The sequence below is a fragment of the Streptomyces sp. NPDC050211 genome (assembly GCF_040656035.1).
Taxonomy (GTDB): domain Bacteria; phylum Actinomycetota; class Actinomycetes; order Streptomycetales; family Streptomycetaceae; genus Streptomyces.
Window position 1 is genome coordinate 19080 of record NZ_JBFALC010000028.1, and the last position, 18082, is coordinate 37161.

17 protein-coding genes and 1 pseudogene are annotated in these 18082 nt (G+C 70.8%); 9 read left to right on the top strand and 9 right to left on the bottom strand.

The genetic code is table 11. From position 1 onward, the window contains the following. Positions 1–36: 36 nt before the first annotated feature. From AB0I98_RS25785 to AB0I98_RS25795, 3 genes are all read right to left on the bottom strand, one after another. Positions 37–1158, bottom strand: a complete 1122-nt coding sequence (locus AB0I98_RS25785) for a hypothetical protein (protein ID WP_362945568.1) — start codon at positions 1156–1158, stop codon at positions 37–39. Between the two features lie 68 nt (positions 1159–1226). Continuing rightward, entirely contained in the window at positions 1227–1538 is a 312-nt protein-coding gene (locus tag AB0I98_RS25790; protein WP_362945768.1) for a SpoIIE family protein phosphatase, read from the bottom strand. Then, positions 1535–2545: a SpoIIE family protein phosphatase gene (locus AB0I98_RS25795; protein ID WP_362945570.1), complete on the bottom strand. Its 1011-nt coding sequence runs from the start codon at positions 2543–2545 to the stop codon at positions 1535–1537. The genes AB0I98_RS25790 and AB0I98_RS25795 overlap by 4 nt, the downstream gene beginning before the upstream one ends. 156 nt (positions 2546–2701) lie before the next feature. Between AB0I98_RS25795 and AB0I98_RS25800 the strand changes: the two genes are divergently transcribed. Next, complete coding sequence (locus AB0I98_RS25800) at positions 2702–3148, top strand: hypothetical protein (protein WP_362945572.1); 447 nt, start codon at positions 2702–2704, stop codon at positions 3146–3148. Positions 3149–3360: 212 nt separating this feature from the next. Here the strand turns inward: AB0I98_RS25800 and AB0I98_RS25805 are convergent, their stop codons facing one another. Next, positions 3361–3687 carry an SH3 domain-containing protein gene (locus tag AB0I98_RS25805; protein WP_362945574.1) on the bottom strand — a complete coding sequence of 109 codons (327 nt, stop codon included), beginning with the start codon at positions 3685–3687 and terminating at the stop codon, positions 3361–3363. 189 nt (positions 3688–3876) lie between these two features. Here AB0I98_RS25805 and AB0I98_RS25810 point away from each other — a divergent pair. Beyond that, a pseudogene (locus AB0I98_RS25810) lies at positions 3877–4260 on the top strand (hypothetical protein); the annotation flags it as partial. Here the strand turns inward: AB0I98_RS25810 and AB0I98_RS25815 are convergent. Then, the gene (locus AB0I98_RS25815; RefSeq protein WP_362945576.1) at positions 4163–5497 is read right to left on the bottom strand and encodes a PLP-dependent aminotransferase family protein; all 1335 of its coding nucleotides are present in this window, start codon (positions 5495–5497) and stop codon (positions 4163–4165) included. The pseudogene AB0I98_RS25810 and the gene AB0I98_RS25815 sit on opposite strands and share 98 nt — an antisense overlap. A gap of 79 nt (positions 5498–5576) precedes the next feature. Here AB0I98_RS25815 and AB0I98_RS25820 point away from each other — a divergent pair, with 79 nt between their 5' ends. Continuing rightward, positions 5577–6356 (top strand): alpha/beta hydrolase, encoded by a 780-nt coding sequence (locus AB0I98_RS25820; protein WP_362945578.1) that lies wholly within the window; start codon positions 5577–5579, stop codon positions 6354–6356. Positions 6357–6363: 7 nt separating this feature from the next. Here AB0I98_RS25820 and AB0I98_RS25825 read toward each other — a convergent pair whose 3' ends face one another. After that, positions 6364–6750: a hypothetical protein gene (locus tag AB0I98_RS25825; RefSeq protein ID WP_362945580.1), complete on the bottom strand. Its 387-nt coding sequence runs from the start codon at positions 6748–6750 to the stop codon at positions 6364–6366. 31 nt (positions 6751–6781) lie between these two features. Next, positions 6782–6979, bottom strand: a complete 198-nt coding sequence (locus AB0I98_RS25830) for a hypothetical protein (protein ID WP_362945582.1) — start codon at positions 6977–6979, stop codon at positions 6782–6784. 154 nt (positions 6980–7133) lie between these two features. Here AB0I98_RS25830 and AB0I98_RS25835 point away from each other — a divergent pair, with 154 nt between their 5' ends. Then, complete coding sequence (locus tag AB0I98_RS25835) at positions 7134–8132, top strand: endonuclease/exonuclease/phosphatase family protein (protein WP_362945584.1); 999 nt, start codon at positions 7134–7136, stop codon at positions 8130–8132. A gap of 28 nt (positions 8133–8160) precedes the next feature. Then, a complete protein-coding gene (locus AB0I98_RS25840; protein ID WP_362945586.1) occupies positions 8161–10098 on the top strand; it encodes an FUSC family protein in 1938 nt (645 codons plus the stop codon). A 77-nt stretch (positions 10099–10175) separates the two neighbouring features. Here AB0I98_RS25840 and snpA read toward each other — a convergent pair whose 3' ends face one another. Then, positions 10176–10856, bottom strand: a complete 681-nt coding sequence (snpA, locus tag AB0I98_RS25845) for a snapalysin (protein WP_362945588.1) — start codon at positions 10854–10856, stop codon at positions 10176–10178. Positions 10857–11029: 173 nt separating this feature from the next. On the opposite strand from snpA, the gene AB0I98_RS25850 reads away from it, so the two are divergent. Continuing rightward, entirely contained in the window at positions 11030–11974 is a 945-nt protein-coding gene (locus AB0I98_RS25850; protein WP_362945590.1) for a LysR family transcriptional regulator, read from the top strand. A gap of 134 nt (positions 11975–12108) precedes the next feature. After that, the gene (locus AB0I98_RS25855; protein WP_362945592.1) at positions 12109–12327 is read left to right on the top strand and encodes a hypothetical protein; all 219 of its coding nucleotides are present in this window, start codon (positions 12109–12111) and stop codon (positions 12325–12327) included. A gap of 73 nt (positions 12328–12400) precedes the next feature. Here the strand turns inward: AB0I98_RS25855 and AB0I98_RS25860 are convergent, their stop codons facing one another. Continuing rightward, positions 12401–14467: a PhoX family protein gene (locus AB0I98_RS25860; RefSeq protein WP_362945593.1), complete on the bottom strand. Its 2067-nt coding sequence runs from the start codon at positions 14465–14467 to the stop codon at positions 12401–12403. 271 nt (positions 14468–14738) lie between these two features. On the opposite strand from AB0I98_RS25860, the gene AB0I98_RS25865 reads away from it, so the two are divergent. Then, positions 14739–16172 carry a VWA domain-containing protein gene (locus AB0I98_RS25865; RefSeq protein WP_362945595.1) on the top strand — a complete coding sequence of 478 codons (1434 nt, stop codon included), beginning with the start codon at positions 14739–14741 and terminating at the stop codon, positions 16170–16172. Between the two features lie 154 nt (positions 16173–16326). Continuing rightward, a complete protein-coding gene (metG, locus tag AB0I98_RS25870; RefSeq protein WP_362945597.1) occupies positions 16327–18036 on the top strand; it encodes a methionine--tRNA ligase in 1710 nt (569 codons plus the stop codon). Positions 18037–18082: the final 46 nt, after the last annotated feature.

Consider the following 18082-nt stretch of genomic DNA (forward strand, 5'->3'; position numbering starts at 1 on the left):
CGGGGCACTGAAGTACGGATGCGTCACAAACGGAACTCAGTGCGCTGTTTGCGCGGACTGACTCTGTGTCCGGAGCTGGTTCAGATGCCGCTGGATGTGATCCAGCGCGCCCTCCCGACGCCCCGGCACCCGAGCCCTCAACTCGGCGAGCGTGGGCCCGAGTTCGCGGGCCCGCGCCGGTTCGGCGATCCGGCCCCACTGGTGGTGCGCCCGGTCGACAGCGGCCTCGACGGCCGGGTCGGACGGCGCCTGCCCGGCCGCCAGCCGCGCGGAGGCGACGCCCAGCCAGGTACGGCAGCTGCGGACGGGGTCCCCGGCGAACATGGCCAGATCCGCGCGGACTTCGGCCCAGTGCAGGGCCTGTTCGGAACCGGGACCGTACGCCCTGAGCGCGCCCTGCTCCTGATGCGCGGCGAGCGCGTCGGCGTCGTCGTGCCGCTCGGCCTGTACGGCGGCGCTGATCGCGGAGTGCGGATCGGCGACCTCCGGCGGATGCTGCGGGCGCGGGACCGGTACGGGCATCGGCACCGCCGACGGCGTCAGCACCAGGTCGCCGTACGAACCCTCGTTGGCGATCCGGCTCAACGCCTGCTGATGCAACTGCTCCAGCGGCGGCCGGTGCCCACTGCGCAGAATCGTCGCCACGGCCTTCATGTACGACGGCACCGCCACGGTCCGCCGGGGAGGCGGCGGCGCGATACGGCCGTAGACGGCGTTGTTGCCGCCCGAGTCGAAGGGCCGGGTCCGCAGATGGTCCCAGGTCTCCGCGTCGGCGTGCAGATCGAGGACGAGGGTCGTGGTCCCCGCCGCCCGCAGCCGCAGTTCCTCCCGCACCCAGTGCCACGGGAACGCCGTGTACCGCACCGTCGACGGCGTCGTCCGGGCCAGCGCCAGGTGCGGCAGGAACTGCCGGCGGTCGATCTGCAGCTGGCCGGTGACGAAGACGGTGAGCGGGCCGGGGGTGCCCGCGGCGGCGCGCAGCCGGGTGAGGACGGCCTGCGGCTCGAGGGGGTCGGCGAGTTCGACGACGTTGGCGGTGTCCGTGCCGGACAGGACGGCGGGCGGGACGGCCGCGAGGACGGGAAGCACGGACGCGGCGTCCACCATTCGCCCCTTGCCGAGCGGCGAGGCCGCCAGCAGCAGCACGGTTCCGGGCATCGTCCCTCCCAATCCCCCGTGGATCACTTACCGCAGCACCGTAACCGCTGCGGCTGCAAAGGTGGGTATCAGGACCGCAAACCGGGCTGCGCATCAGCGGGCATAAGCCGCCGTACGGCGAACACCGTCGTGTCGTCGGCCAGCCGTCCCTCGCAGTGCCGCAGCACACCCTCCCGTACGAAGGCGACGAGGCGGCGGGGTTCGACGGTGCGCGGGTCGGCGGCGACGGCGCGGGCGACCTCCGTGGCGAGCGGGTAGAAGACGCCGTCGGTGTCGCGGGCCTCGGTGACCCCGTCCGTGGTCAGCAGCAGCGTCTCGCCGGGCGCGAGGGTGACCTGCTGGACGGGCGGCGGGTCCTGGGCGGGGGCGAGGGTGCTCAGGCCGAGGGGAGGGTGTCGCCGCCGGTCGGCGGGGAGCGTACGCCGTCGGGGCCGACGAGGAGCGGGGGCTCGTGGGCGAAAACAACGACCTCGACGACGCCGGGCTCCGAAACGCGCCCCACAGGGGCGCGGGGCTGTGACATATGCGGCTCCGCCGCGTGGGCGCGACCAGCCACAACGGACCCGCGGCCGAACCGCCCAGCGCTCCACTCGGGGAACCCCACCAGCACCGCCGTGGCGAAGCGGTCCCCGTCGTCGCGGCCGAGCGCCGTGACATGCCCGCCGTGCCGCTGCATCCGCACCTCCAGGCGGTCGGCGACCGTCGCCAGTTCCGGTTCGTGGTAGCCGGCCTCGCGGAACGTGCCCAGCAGCGCGGCCGCCGCCTCGACCGCGCCCAGGCCCTTGCCCTGCACATCGCCGATGAGGACGCGCGTGCCGTGCGGGCCGGGCTGGATGTCGTAGAAGTCGCCTCCGATGCGGGCCTCGACATCGGCGGTCAGATACACCGCCGCGTGCTCCAGGCCGCCCCAGCCGGGCGGCAGCGGACGCAGCACGGTACGGCGGATGGTCTCGGTGACGTCCCGCATGTGCAGCATGCGGCGCTCGCCGCGCACTCTCACCGCGCAGGCCAGCACGGCCAGCACACTGCCGACGGCGACGAGGTAGAAGTCGGCCGGTCCGGCCTGGTACTCGTTCGGCCAGGCACTGTCCGCGATGGGATAGACGACGGTCGCGAGCACCGCGTACGCGGCCGTGCCCCACACCCCGCAGATCGCGGCGGCGATACCCGGCACCAGCACGATCCAGGTGATGATCCGGAAGTCCCGGGTGGTGTTCCAGTCGATGACCAGGATGCCGACGAGCACCAGCAGCGGCGGCACCCAGGCGACGCTCCGGTCCCGGACCCGCAGCATCTGGTGGTGTTGCAGCACATCCCGGGGCACGGCGTCCGGCAGTCGTACGAGCGGGCGCCGACCGCCCACCGGCCTCAGTCCGCGCCCGCTCATGACGCCCAGCGAAGCACGGCCGGGAGCGGGCCGCATCCGGACCGGGGCCAAGCGGGTATCTCACCGAGCCGACCGGGGTTTCCCACCGACTTGCCAGAGCACCCGCCCAGGTGTGCTCTGGATGACAGGGGCGGGCGACAAGAGAGGAGTCCTCCCATGGCTCATGCGGCACCCACGCCCAGGGGACGACCGGCCACGCGGCTCCCCACACCCGACGTCTTCAGCGAGCGCACCCACAAGATCGCGAGGTATGCGATTCCCGTGGTCCTCGGGCTCGTCTACGGCTACTGGGCCGCAGCCAACCGGCGCTCCGGCGGCGAGATCACCGGCTGGAACATCCTGTTCGGCTTCACCACCGCGCTCGCGTTCATCGTGCTCTGCATCGCCGTGGCGACCCTGGCCCCGCGGCTGAAGCGGGAACTGCACTCACTGACGAAGTCCGCCTTCGCCGGTGCGGCATTCGGGTTCCTCTACAGCCAGTCGGGGGCGAGCGTGCTGCGCTCCACGGTGATGAGCCTGCTGATCACGGCCGCCATCTTCACGGTCTTCTTCTACCGCTACTACACACACGAGGACGCCGAGGGAAACCGCCTCCCCCGCTAAGCGCTCCGCTGGAAGTCCGGTGACGGTGTGTCGGCCGCGGGTCCGTCGTGGCTGGTCGCGCCCACGCGGCGGAGCCGCATATTGATACAGCCCCGCGCCCCTTCGGGCGCTGAGCCGGACTTCAACGGATCCGCTTAGACGCGACCTGCGCACGCGTGGGCCCCGGCACCGCCGGCCGGAGCCCACGCGCTCCCCTGTTTCCCTTCCCCCGGTCACCGGTTGGTGTCGATGAAGGCGGCGCTCGCCCACGCCTGGACGCCGACGAGCCGGTACCAGTACGGGTTTCCGTTGACGCTCTGTCCGACGACCCGGCAGTCGATACGGACCTGACTGCCCGGTGCCAGCCGGGCGACGACGTGCGAGTGGACGGTCGGCGACTGCCTCACGTCAAGCTTCGTCGCGGAGACGACAGTGCCCCAGAACGGACCGGAGGATCCTCCGCTGCCGGCGTGAGCCGTGCCGCCCACCGTCGAGACGGCGAGGCTTCCACCGGTCAGCAGGGCTACGGCCAGGGTCCGCAGGGCCGGGGTGGTGCGCATGATCGGCCTCCTTCTCCCCAGAACCATGAGACACCCGATCGGGTGAACCCTCCACCGGAGAGCCCCCTCGTATGCAGTCACCCCGGTGGCGCAAGGGACCAGCAGGCCGTTGCCTGAAGACGTACGCCCACACCAGCGCCCCAAAGGGGCGCGGGGAACTGCGCGACCAGCCACGACGAACCCGCAGACGAGGTGTTCCACGTGCTCCAAGTCGCAGCCTTCTGGCTCCCCCTGGCGGCCACCGTGTCCGCCATCACCGGCATCGCAGTCGCCGCCTGCCGCCGCCGCGCACTCACCGCGACCGCCCTCGGCACGGCACTCGGCGGCGCGTTCCTCGCCCTCGCCGTCGAGATCGGCCGCCGCCTCACCCTCGCCGACCTCCCCGAGGACGCCCACCACCCAGCCACGAGCACCGTCTACGACGCCCTCACCACCACCCTGCGCACCGTCTCCTGGCTCCTGGTCGCCCTAGGCCTCACCGTGGCCCTCGCATGCCACCTCGTACGACGTCGGCGAGCGTCCGCAACGCCCGCTCCAGATCCGGCTCAGGAACGGACGCGAGCCCGAGCCTGACCGCGTCCGGCGTCCGCGCCGGGTCCACGGCGAACGCGGGCCCAGGAGTGACCGCGATCCCGTGCTCGGCCGCGGCGGCCGTGAACGTATCCGCACGCCAGGGCGCGGGCAACTCCCACCAGGCGTAATAGGCGCGAGGATCGGACCGTATGCCGAACCCGTCGAGGTGCCGGGCGACAAGCCGCTGCCGACGCGCGGCGTCCTCCCGCTTCCCCTCGACCAGCCGCGCCACCGTCCCGTCCCCACACCACCGCACGGCCGCCTCCAGCGCGAACCGCCCCGCACTCCACCCCCCGGACCGGATCGCGGCGGCCACGGCCTCCACCCGATCCTGCGGTACGACGAGAAAACCCACGGTGAGCCCGGGCGCGACCCGTTTGGACAGCCCGTCGACGACGTAAGTCAACTCGGGGGCATGCACGGCGAAGGGCTCGGAATCGGCGAGGAAGGACCAGATGCGGTCCTCCACAACAGGAATCCCCAAGTCGGCAACCACACCGCCGAGTTCGCGCCTGCGCGCCTCATCCATCGTCACCGACGTCGGATTGTGCAGCGTCGGCTGCAGATAGAGCGCGGACAGGCGGGCCGTGCGATGGGCGGCGGCGATCGACTGGGGGAGCGGACCGCGTTCGTCGGCGGCGAGCGGCACCAGCGTGACGCCGAGCCGCGCCGCGATCTCCTTGACCAGCGGATACGTCAACGGCTCGACACCGACCCGACCCCCGGGCCGGACCAGCGAGGCAAGAGCGGCGGCGATGGCTTGGCGGGCGTTGCCCGTAAAGAGCAACTGAGCAGGGGCAGGCCGCCAACCCGGGGTGGCGAGCAGGCCGACCGCCGCCTCCCGCCCCGGAGCCGTACCGGTGGCCGCCGCCGGACGCAGTGCCTCCGTCAGAACATCGGGGCGCAGGAGCGGGGCGAGTGCGGGGGCGAGCAGCTCCGACTGGCCGGGCGCGGAAGGGTAGTTGAGCTCCAGATTCACGGGCGCGGCAGTCGCCGCTTCCACGAGCTGACGGCCGTACGACATGACGGGCGTCGCCCGGACGAACGTACCCCGCCCGACCTCCCCGACGACCAGCCCCCGGCGCACAAGCTCGCCGTACACCCGCCCGGCCGTGGACCCGGCGATCCCGCGGCGGCGCGCGAACACACGCTGCGGAGGGAGCCGTTCGCCGGGACGGAGCCGGCCGGCGGCGATGTCGTCGGCGATGCGGTCGGCGAGAAGCCGGTAGTCGTCCATCAGCCTCCCCCTCCCAGGATTGCACCGAGGGCAAAGATCTTATTGCACCGAGGAGTTGACCGGATCTAGGGTCATCCACATGGCACCCCTCCTCGCATACGAGGACAAAGGAGCGGATACCTCCCTGCTCCCTCTCGTCCTCATCCACGGCCACCCCTTCGACCGCACGATGTGGACCCCGCAGATCGAGGCGTTCTCCGCCTCCCGCCGCGTCATCGCCCCCGACCTGCGCGGCTACGGCGCCTCCCCGGTCGTCCCCGGCCTCACCCCGCTCTCCGACTTCGCCCGCGACATCGAGGCGCTGCTGGACGAGCTGAAGGTGCGGGAGTTCGTCCTGGCCGGCCTCTCGATGGGCGGCCAGATCGCGATGGAGTGCTACCGCCTCTTCGGCGAGCGCATCCGGGGTCTCGTCCTCGCGGACACCTTCCCGGCGGCGGAGACGGCCGCGGGCAAGGCCGTCCGCAACGAGATGGCCGACCGGCTGCTGGCCGAGGGCATGCGCGGATACGCCGACGAAGTACTGGAGAAAATGGTCGCCCCGTACGCCTCACCGCAGGTCAAGACCCACGTCCACCACATGATGACGGCCACGCCCCCTCAGGGCGCCGCAGCAGCCCTACGCGGCCGCGCCGAACGCCCCGACTACCGCACCCTGCTGACCCGCGTCACCGTCCCCGCACTGGTCGTCGTCGGCGCCGACGACACATACACACCGGTCGCAGACGCGGAGGCCATGCACGCGGCACTGCCCGACTCGACGCTCAGGGTCATCGAGAGGGCGGCCCACATGCCGAACCTGGAACGCCCGGCAGAATTCAACGAGGTTCTGCGGCAGTTCCTGGTGTCGGTGGACGGCTGATGGATGCTCAGGCGGGCGGATAGTCGCCCAGCATGTAGATGAACGTGATGCCAAGGAAGTACAGGCCGATCGGTACAGCGTGCCAGGCCCGGTCGTGGTCCTCGGTCAGTTGGAACACGACGAAAAACCAGTTGGCGAGTAGGGCGAGCAAGACGGTGACGTCGATGAGGGATATCGAGTGCCAGACACCCGCCATGAGTTGTCGTTGGCCTCGGTACCTGTTCGCCAGCAGGATCAGGCACAGGACGAACGAGCCGACGCCGAAGCCGACGGCCACCTGCCAGGTCGGGTAGCGGCCGAGCTGCGTCTGGGCCACCCACAGCGACGCCGTCGTGCAGATCGGGATCAACACCGCGCCGATCCAGAAACGGACGAGCCCACTTCGAGTGATCATGACTGCGCGACCTCCGGACTCCTCCCGGGCGTCACGAACTCCTCGTGACGTTCAGGAGCGCGATGAGCAGCGCGCAGGTGATCGCCACCCCCTGGACGGCCTTCGCCCAGCCGGGCGCCGGCTCACCGTTCTTGATCGCCGAACGTATGGCCGGGAAGGCGACCAACAGCCCGACGAGGGCGAAAGGCGCAAGCAGCAGGGTCAACCAGTCGACCTGTACGGGTGTCATCTCGGATCTCCCTCTCCCACTTCCACTCCATGACCGGCGCCACATCATGCGCGCGCACCCCCGGGACCCCTCCCGCTCGGCGCAACCTTCCGCGCACAGCTCCCGTCTTTGAGGGAGGATTCGGCCACCCCACCCGCGAGCGGAAGGCCGGGCATTGGACACTGAGGTTGCGGAGTGGACCGCTGCCGGTGACGGACGCGAGCGACGGACTTCGCGGCGTCCCGGCGTCCCGTTCGCCGTGCTGCTCTTCGCCGGAGTCAGCGTCGTCGTGGGCTGCCGGCTCGCCGACACCGACGGCATCACGCCCGTCCCGCAGGTCCTCGCCTTCCTGCCCTGGCTGCTCGTGCCCACCGGCCTCGGGCTGCTTCTCACCGTGCTCGCGCGGTGGTGGGTCGGCGCCGTCTGGGGCGTCGTCCTGCTGGGTCTGCTGGCGTGGTTCATCGAGCCGTACGGCAAGAGCGCCCAGCCGACCGGGCCCGTCCTCGCCTCGTTCCGTGTGCTCACCTCGAACGTCGAGTTCGGGCAGGCCACCGGCGCCCTCGTCGAGACCGTACGACGCGACAAGCCGGACATCGTGTTCGTGGAGGAGTGCGACTTCGCCTGCGACGCGGTGCTCAAGCGCGATCTCGGCACCGACTATCCGCACCGCGAGGCCGCGATCGCCGGCGGCTCCGAGGGGTCGGTCATCCTCAGCCGCTTCCCGCTCCAGGGCACGGACGGCATCCCCGGCACGTTGGCGATGCCCGGCGCCGTCGCTGACGTGCGCGGGCACGACGTACGGCTCCAGCTCGCGCACCCGATGCCGCCGCTGCCCGGGCAGACGGACGTATGGCGCCGGGAGCTGGGCGCCCTGCGCGACTATGTGAGCGCCGACGAGCAGACCCCCACCATCCTGGCCGGTGACTTCAACGCCTCCCAGGACCACGCCGCCTTCCGCCGCATCCTGGACGCCGGCCTGCGCGACGCGGCCCGGCTCACCGGCGACGACCGCACGCCCAGCTGGCCGACCCGGACGACACCGACGTTCGGCGCACAGATCGACCATGTGCTGCTGTCCCCGGACTTCTCCGCGCGCACGGCCCGCTTCCTGGACCTCGGCGACACCGACCACCGGTCGCTGCTGGTCGACATCACGCTCCACCAGCGGGGATGACGATGCCGGCGGCGAACATAATGGGGCCATGTCCCGAGAGTTCCCCATCGGCCTGACGCCCCCCGACTGGCTGGTCCGGAACCTCCGGTCCGAACCGGCGCCCGTCAACTGGGCCGCCGTCGCCCGCGCCGCCCTCGCCATGGCCCTGCCCCTCGCCATCGGCCTCGCCGTCGACCGGCCCGCCTACGGCGCCCTCGCCTCCATGGGCGCGCTGTCGGGAGTCATCGGCGACACCGCCGACGCCTACCGGATGCGGATCCTCAACATCGCCGTCCCGCAGCTCTTCGGCGCCGTCGGCATCACCCTCGGCTCGCTGGTGTACGGGCACGGCTGGCTCGCGGTCGCCGCCGTCACCGGCGTCGCGCTCGTCTCCGGGATGATCTCGACGATCGGCGCGGTCGCCTCCGTATCGGGACTCCTGCTGCTCCTCAACTCGGTGGTGGGCGCGGGCCTGCCGATGCCGGGCGAGTGGTGGCTCGCGCCGGCGCTGGTGAGCGGCGGCGGACTCCTCGTGCTGCTGCTCGCGCTGCTGGCCTGGCCGCTGCGGGGCGGCGTGCCGGAACGGACAGCGGTCGCGGACACGTACCGGACGGTGGCCGAGCTGCTGGCGGCGACCGGTGATCCCGACGCGTACGACGACGCCCGCCACGCCGTCACCCAGTCGCTGAACCAGTCGTACGACCTCGTCCTCGCCCGGCGCACCCGCCACCACGGCCGCAGCCCCGAACTCACCCGGTTGCTCGCCCAGTTGAACGCGATCACGCCCGTCGTGGAGGCCGCCCCCGCCGCCCATCTGGCCGGAAAGCCGCTTCCGCCGGAGGTCCCGTCGGCGGTCCGTCATGTCGCGGAGGCCATCGACACCGGCTACACCGGCCCGATAGGACTCGACCTGCCGGTGGCCGTCAGCGAGACGAACCGCGCCATGAACCACGCCGTGCGCCACGCGGCCTCCGTCGTCACCGCCCCGGACATCGACCCGCACGGCATCGACGACCGCCTCGGCCGCCCGGCCGCCCTCCGCATCCGCGCCGCCCAGGCCGGACGGAACGTGATCCTGTCCGCCACGTCCTGGCGCTACGGCCTGCGCCTGGCCCTGTGCATCGGCCTGGCCCAGGTCCTGGTGTCGATCATCACGGTCCCGCGCTCCTACTGGGTCGCGCTCACCATCACCTTCGTCCTCAAGCCCGACTTCGGATCGGTCTTCTCACGGGCGCTGCTGCGGGCCCTCGGCACGGTCGCCGGCCTCGTCGTCGCGGCGGCGGTGCTCTCCCAGGTGCCGCGGGGCTGGTGGGACGTACCGGTGATGCTGCTGCTCGCCCCGCTGATCCCCGCCCTCACCCCACGGGGCTACGGCTACCAGACCGCCGCCATCACCCCGGTGATCCTCCTCCTCTCCGACGTCCTCAACCGCCAGGGAACGGGCCTGCTGCTGCCCCGCCTCGTCGACTCCCTCATGGGCTGCGCGATCGCGCTGGTCGCGGGCTATCTGCTCTGGCCGGAGAGCTGGCACGTACGTGTGGGCGACCGTCTCGCGGATGCGGTGGCGGACACGGCGACCTATGTGGAGGCGGCCTTCGGGAAGGGCGAGGACCCCGCCGCCCGCGCCCGTATGCGCCGCCGCCTCTACCGCGACCTCTCCGTCATCCGCACGGAGTTCCAGCGCGCCCTGACCGAACCCCCACCCACCGGCCGCCGCGCTGCCGCCTGGTGGCCCCTGGTCGTCGCCGTGGAACGCATCGTCGACGTGACGACGGCGGCACGGGTGCGGGTGAAACACGGAGCGGCTCCTCCGTCGGCCGCGGAGGTCGATCAAGTGACCCTGCAGCTCCGCGAGTTGGCGGAAGGACTACGGGAGGCCGACGTCCTGTACGAGGTCCGCACCGACCTGACCGGCCCCTCGGGAAGCGTCCTGGAGCCACTCCGCCAGGAGGTGGCAGCAGCCAGGGCGATCGCCTCACCGCACTGACCCAGGGTGGGTGCGGGACCGCCCTGTGCAGGAGGACGGCCCCGCACCCATGTGGGGGGTGGGAACTTGGTCGGGTCCTATCGCGACTTGCTCAAGGACTTGTCACTCATCGCCGTCTCCAGCGCCGCAGCAAGCCCGTTCGCCCACAACTGCTCCACGCGGGCACGCTCATTGGCGTCCGGGTTGGCATTCGTGCAGGACGGCCCGGGACCGCCGCCCGACATCAGCTCACTGCACGGACCCTCGTAGTGGTCGGGCAGGCCAAGGACATGCCCTGTCTCGTGGGCGGTGACGCGAGTCGAGTCGTACTCCTCGTTCTGCGCGTAGTCGAGGAAGATGAAGCCGCCGCCGTGCCCGTCGGTCGAGGCGTACGAGCCCCTCGGATCGTTGCCCTCCCGGTAGGTGAAGTCCGCGTTCGAGCCCTCCTGCAGCTGAACGTTGGACACCGCGCCGTTCCAGATCTCCGTGCTACGGGCTATCTGGGAGCTGAACGTCGGCGCGGCGGAGGCGTCGTAGGTGACGGTGACGGCCGCGGCGGCGTTCGGCTGCGCGGCGCGCTTCTCGGCGACCGACTTGAGCACAGCCTCGAAGAAGGCCCGGCTCGCGTCGGCGTCGGCGGACGCCGCGCTGTAGCCGGCGTGGGCGGGGGCCGTGGTGGTGGCCGGGGCCGCGGCGGCCGCAACCGCCGTGCCGAGACCGACCGTTGCGACACTGAGGCCGAAAGCTGCCGCGGCCATGACAGACGTACGGATACGCATCGATGACTCCTTGGTGGGGGGTGAGTCGTCATCGGTGAGTCTCGGCTCCGGTGGCGCGGCTGTGATGATGGCAACCGGCGATAGCCCCGTCCTATCGCCCGCCCAATTCGCGCATTTCCGCGGCCATTTGTGCGTCTGGTGGAACCCGTGTTCCCGCCTTAGTCTCCCAGGGCATGGAGCTCGAGGTGAGACATCTACGCGCGCTGTGCGCCATCGCCGACACCGGCAGTCTGCACCGGGCCGCCCGCCAACTCGGCGTCGCCCAGCCGTCGCTCAGCACCCAGCTGCGCCGCATCGAGCAGGAGCTGGGCGGCACGCTGTTCACCCGGGAACGCAGCGGCTGCCGGCCCACCCCGCTGGGCCGGCTGGTGCTCAGCCGCGCCCGCCCGGTCGTGGCCGATATGCGCTCCCTGGTCGCGGAGGCGCGCGCCGCCGCCACCGGCGGACCGCAGCTGCGCGTGGGCTCCACCGCCAGCGCGGCCCTGGCGGGCTGGCTGCGCCGGCTGCGGGCCCATGGCCAGGAACCGACCCTCCACATGGACGTCTCCCCGAACGCCCTGCTGCGCATGGTCGCCGACGGCCAGCTGGACGTCGCCTTCGTCCACGAGGTCGAGGGCTGCCCGCTGCGCATCCCCGAGCAACTGCGCCTGCGCGTCCTGATCCCCCGCGAGCCGCAGTTCGTGTCCCTGCCCGCCGGCCACCCGGCGACCGCGCACCCGGTCGTCCGGCTGACCGACCTGTCCGGGGACCGCTGGATGATCGACCCCACCGTCGACGGCGAATGGGACGCCGTCCGGCGCATGTTCCGCGCGGCCGGGGTCAACCCACGTGTCCTGCACGGCGATTACCACACGGCCGCCGCCCTGGTCGCGACCGGCGAGGTCGTCACGGTCTGCCAGCCGACCTGTCTGCCCCGCCCCGGGATGGCGGTACGACGGCTGTACGGCGACCCGCTCGGCGTACGGCTGATGCTCGCGGCCCGCACCGAGACGGACCTCGACGGCGTGTATCCCGCGCTGGAGCAGGCGTACCGGGAGGCGGCGCGGGAGGCACCGACGTACCGGGAGTGGCTGGAACGTGACGGCGCGGGACGGCCACCGGTCCCGGCGCTGCCGTGACTGCGGCCGGGTCAACTCCGCGCAGGCGGTGAATCGTTACGTCGTTCTCGTGCGAGTGACGCAGGGCGAGTTCAGGGGCGCGTACAGGTAATGATCAATCCTGTTCAACCGCCCTCCCGATAAGGGGATTTTCCATGCGTCGCACCGCCTCCGTCCTCCTCGGCACCCTGGCCCTCGCCGGAGCCGCGGCCCCGGCCGCCACCGCCGTGCCGGACCCGTCGGCCGCCGTCACCTGCCTCGCCGAGGCCCCGGGTGCCGTCACCGGACTCGTCGACCCGGCCGCCCTGCTCGACCCCACCGGCCTCGCGGCCCCGGCCGAGCTTCCGGCCGTGAACTGCGTGACGGCTCCCTGAGCCGCACGGACAGACGGATGCGGGCCGCTCTCCTGAAGAGAGCGGCCCGCATCCGTTTGCGTACGGGGTGCGATCAGACGCCGATGTCGCAGCCGTCCTTGCGCCACACCGCCACGACCGCCGGGCGGACGAGCTTGCCGGGTCCGTCGGGCCAGGTGCTGGCCGGCTTCTCCACGGAGGCGCCGTCCTTCTCGCCCGGGTGCTGTACGGCGACCAGAACGCGCCGGTCCTGGATGACCGGGCCGCAGGTCTCCGCGCCGATCGGCATCGTCGCGAACTGCTTCAGCTCACCGCGCCGGTCACCGCGCGTAGCTACGCCGAAGAGACCGTCGTGGTAGCCGAGCTGGGCGCCGTCGGTGGAGATCCACAGGTTGCCGTACCGGTCGAAGGCCACGTTGTCCGGGCAGGAGATCGGGCTGACCTTGTTCTTCGGGAACCCGGCGAAGTAGGTGGCCGGGTCGTTCGGGTCGCCCGCGACCAGGAACAGCGACCAGGCGAACTTGGTGCTGTCGGCGCGGTTCCAGCGCTCGGTCAGCTCCAGGACGTGGCCGTGCTTGTTGGCGTTGCGCGGGTTGGCCTCGTCCGCCTTGGCGTTCGTGCCGGTACCGCGGTTGGAGTTGTTGGTGAGCGCCACGTACACCTTGCCGGTGTGCGGGTTGGGCTCGATGTCCTCGGGGCGGTCCATCTTGGTGGCGCCGACCTTGTCACCGGCGAGCCGCGTGAAGACGAAGACTTCGTCGGCGGTCATGCCCTCGACGTGGCTCTCGGCACCCTTCGCCGTGGCGGTGGCCAGCGGGATCCACGTACCGCTGCCGTCGAACTCGCCGTCGCTGGGGAGCTTGCCGGTGCCGTCGATCTCGATGGCGGGCGAGTCGCCGCTGAGCTTGGCGACGTACAGCGTGCCCTCGTCGAGCAGCGAGAGGTTGTGCTCGCGCACCGCCCTGCTCGACCCCTTCTTCATCCGCTTGCTGCCGACGAACTTGTAGAAGTAGTCGAAGCGCTCGTCGTCACCGGAGTAGACGACGGGGCGGCCGTCCTCGGTCAGCCGCACGGTCGCGCCCTCGTGCTTGAAGCGGCCCAGCGCGGTGTGCTTGCGCGGCTTGGAGGTGGGGTCGTACGGGTCGAGCTCGACGACGTAGCCGAAGCGGTGCACCTCGTTGGGCTCCTGCGCGACGTCGAAGCGCTTGTCGAAGAGCTCCCACTTGCGCTCGGAGGCGGTGGTGCCGATGCCGTACCGCTTGTCGGTGGCGCGGCTGGAGTTGGCGAAGTACTGGTTGAAGTTCTCCTCGCCGTGCAGCGTGGTGCCCCACGGGGTGGTGCCGCCGGCGCAGTTGTTGAGGGTGCCGAGCGCCTTGGTGCCGGTCGGGTCGGCGGAGGTCTTCAGCAGGTCCGAACCGGCGGCCGGCCCGGTGATCTTGAACTCGGTGGTGGCGGTGACGCGACGGTTCAGCGGGTGCCGGGGCACGGGCTTGAGCTTGCCGGTCTTCCGGTCGCCCTCGACGACGACGACGGAGAGCCCGTGCGCGGCCCAGGCGATCTCGACCTGCTCCCTGGTCGGGTTGGCGGCGTCGTAGCCACGGAACATGAGCACCTCGTCGGTGTACTCATGGTTGGCGACGAGGATCTGCCGGTTCCACTCGCCCGGGAGGGGCAGCAGCGCGAGGAAGTCGTTGTTGTACCCGAACTGGCCCGCCTGCGCCGCGGCGGTCTGGTTGTCCGGGTCGAAGGCGGGGGCACCGCGCAGGATGGGCTCGCCCCAGCGGATGACGACGTTCTGGGCGTAGCCGTCGGGAACGGTCACCACGTCGTTGGTGTTGGGGGCGACAGCGGTGAAACGAAGCCCGCGCGCGCCCTTGGAGAAGGAGCCGTGCCGCGTCGCCTGGGTGGCGGCGGCCTCCGGAGCGACGGCGCCGGTGACGGCGGTGCCCGCGGCGGCGGCCACCGTGACGACGGCGGCGGCCTGCATCACCGAACGGCGACTGAGGGCGCCCTGGATGACGTCGCCGACGTATTCGTTGGTGGTGGTGTTGGGCACCTCGTGGAAGCAGGCGTTCCCACACCGGTACAAACAGGTCATGGCCGACCGGCCACCGGGATGCGAATCGGACGGCGTTCTGACGAGCGGCAGCGGAATGCGCACTTTGTTTTCCCCTTGCTTCCCCTTGAAACCAGCGTGACGGACGGTAGGCGCATGTTTGTGCGGGAGCGGGGCGACACGGTGAACTAAAGGTGAACTGGAGGTGCCTGTACGTTCGTTACGGTCGCTGCGGATGTTTGACCGGTCCGGCCCTTGACTCAGGACATCCCGCCGACCCTGCCCCTCCCTAAGATCACCATCCGGGGCGGCTAACCTTACGTGTCCGTCCTGGCCAGGGATTAGCGGGCATCAACTCACGCGAAGGGTTGCGTACATGGGCATTCTCACTCTCCTGCGGAACGCGTTCGGCCGCAGCCGAAAGGCCCGCACAGCCGAAGCAGAGGGTGCGACACCTTCGCAGACACCGGAACCCACGGTCCCCTCTCCCTCCCCCGAACCGACCCCCACGGCTTCCATCCCGGAGCCCCGCCCCTCCACCCCGGACGACGACGAACACGACCTGGTCTCGGCCGCGTTCGACAACGTGACGGTGCCGAGACCGGCGGGGCCTATGGGGGAGACGGGGGTGGAGGAGCCGGGGGCTGAGACGGCGGGGGCCGAGACGTCGATTGCCGACGAGCCGGTGACCGAGGAGCCGGTGGCCGAAACGCCGGTTGCCGACGAGCCGGTGACCGAGACGCCGACGGTCGAGACGTCGGCGGCCGAGAAGCCGGTTATCGAGGAGCCGGTGACCGAGACGCCGGTGGCAGAGACCCCGGCGGCCGACGAAGCGGTGGTGGAGCAGCCGCCGGTTGTCGAGGAGCCCGCGGCTGAGGAACCGGTCGCGGTCGCTGATGAGCCGGTGGTCGAAGAGGCGGTGGCCGAAGAGCCGGCCGCCGAGGAGAAGGCCCCCGAGCCCACCGTGGCCGAGCCGGTCGCCGAGGCGCCGGAGCCCGTGGCTGCAGAGGAGCCCGAGCCGGTGGCTGCCGCGGTGGACGAACCGCTCGCCGCCGACGGCGAGGACGCCCCACAGGGGCCACCCGCGGCCGACGACGAAAGCAGCACGGGTGGTGCGGGTGGGAAGGACACGGCCGAAGGCGAAGCCGAGGCCGCGCCGCAGCCCAAGCCGCAGGCCACCGTGCCCACAACCCTACGGACGGCCTACAACGCCGCCCGCGAAGCCCTCGCCGCCCACAACCTCACCGGCCCGACCGCCAAGGTCTACCTCGTCCTGGACCGCTCCGCGTCCATGCGCCCGTACTACAAGGACGGCTCCGCCCAGGCCCTCGGCGAGCAGGCCCTCGCCCTCGCCGCCCACCTCGACCCCGAGGCCAAGGTCCACGTCGTCTTCTTCTCCACGGAACTCGACGGCACGGGCGAACTCACCCTCACCGACCACGAGAACAAGATCGACGACCTGCACGCAGGGCTCGGCCGCATGGGCCGTACGAGCTACCACGCCGCGGTGGAAGAAATCACCACCCACTACACCAAGTCCGGCACCACCCTCCCCGCCCTCGTCATCTTCCAGACCGACGGCGCCCCGGACGCGAAAACCCCGGCCACCCAGTCCCTCACCGAAGCCGCGAAGACGCACCCCGCCCTCTTCTTCTCCTTCGTCGCCTTCGGCGAGCACGACAACAAGGCCTTCGACTACCTCCGCAAACTGAAGACCGAGAACACGGCCTTCTTCCACGCGGGCCCCACCCCGAAGGAACTCACGGACACCGAGTTCTACGAGGGCGTACTGGCGAACTGGCGCCCGTAACGGCGCCACCGCCCCCGGCATCCCATGGGGTGCCCGTCACCCCGTAAAACGGGAGGCGGGCGCCCCATACCCGTCAGCTACGATTTCAAGGTTCGTAGACGGTCCAAACACACCGAAACCGTCACTCCATGTAGCGACTTGGGAGCAGCCCGCAATGGCTCGACACCTCATCACCAGCGCCCTTCCGTACATCAACGGGATCAAGCACCTGGGCAACATGGTGGGGTCCATGCTCCCGGCGGACGTCTACTCCCGCTACCTCCGCCAGCGCGGCCACGACGTCCTCTACATCTGCGCGACGGACGAACACGGCACCCCCGCCGAGCTGGCCGCGAAGGAGGAGGGCCTCCCGGTCGACGAGTTCTGCGCCCGGGCGCACGACCAGCAGAAGGCGATCTACGACGGCTTCCAGCTGGCCTTCGACTACTTCGGCCGCAGCTCCTCCCCCCAGAACCGCGACATCACCCAGGAGATCGCCCGCGAGCTCAAGGCGAACGGCTTCATCGAGGAACGCGCCATCCGCCAGGTGTACTCGATCACGGACGGCCGTTTCCTCCCGGACCGCTACATCATCGGCACCTGCCCGCACTGCGGCTACGACAAGGCCCGCGGCGACCAGTGCGAGAACTGCACCCGCGTCCTGGACCCCACCGACCTGATCGACCCGCGCTCCGCGATCAGCGGCAGCAGCGACCTGGAGATCCGCGAGACCAAGCACCTGTTCCTCCTCCAGTCGGCCCTGGCCGGCGAGGTCGAGGCATGGGTCGACGAGCGCGCCGACAACTGGCCGATCCTGGCGTCCTCCATCGCCCGCAAGTGGCTCACGGAGGGCCTGCACGACCGCGCGATCACCCGCGACCTCGACTGGGGCGTCCCGGTCCCGGCGGACACCTGGCCCGACCTGGCCGCCGACGGCAAGGTCTTCTACGTCTGGTTCGACGCCCCGATCGAGTACATCGGCTCGACGAAGGAGTGGGCGGACCAGGACCCGGAGAACCGCGACTGGCGCTCCTGGTGGTGGAAGTCGGACACGGACGTCCAGTACACGCAGTTCATGGGCAAGGACAACGTCCCCTTCCACAGCGTGATGTTCCCGGCGACCCTGCTGGGCACCCGCGCGCCGTGGAAGAAGGTCGACGTGATCAAGGCCTTCAACTGGCTGAACTACTACGGCGGCAAGTTCTCCACCTCGCAGCGACGAGGCGTCTTCACCCACGACGCCCTGGAGATCCTCCCCGCCGACTACTGGCGCTACTTCATGATGGCCAACGCCCCGGAATCGGACGACTCGTCCTTCACCTGGGAGCACTTCACGGCCACGGTGAACAAGGACCTGGCGGACACCCTCGGCAACTTCGTCAACCGCGTCCTCTCCTTCTCGAAGAAGCGCTTCGGCGACGAGGTCCCGGCGGGCACGGAGCCCGGCGAGGCGGAGGCGAAGCTCGGCGAGGAGATCGCCCGCCTGCTCACCGAGTACGAGGAGCAGATGGAGGCCATCCAGTTCCGCAAGGCGGCGGCCGCCCTCCGCGCCCTGTGGTCGGCCGGCAACTCCTACCTCGAGGAAAAGGCCCCCTGGCTGGAGATCAAGACCGACAAGGAGGGCGCCGCCCTCACCCTCCGCACGGCGATGAACCTGATCCACCTCTACGCGGTGGTCTCGGAGCCCTTCATCCCGACGACCTCGGCCGCCATGCGCCAGGCGTTCTCCCTGACGGAGGACACGGCGACCTGGGTGAGCACCGACGAGGCGAAGGCACTGAACTCGGTCCCCGCCGGCACCCCCTTCACGGTCCCCCCGGTCCTCTTCGCCAAGCTCACGGACGAGGACCTGGAGACGTACAAGGAGCGCTTCGGCGGCGAGTAGGGGTGAGAAAGGGGTGATCAACTCGCGGACGAAACGAGAAAGTTGC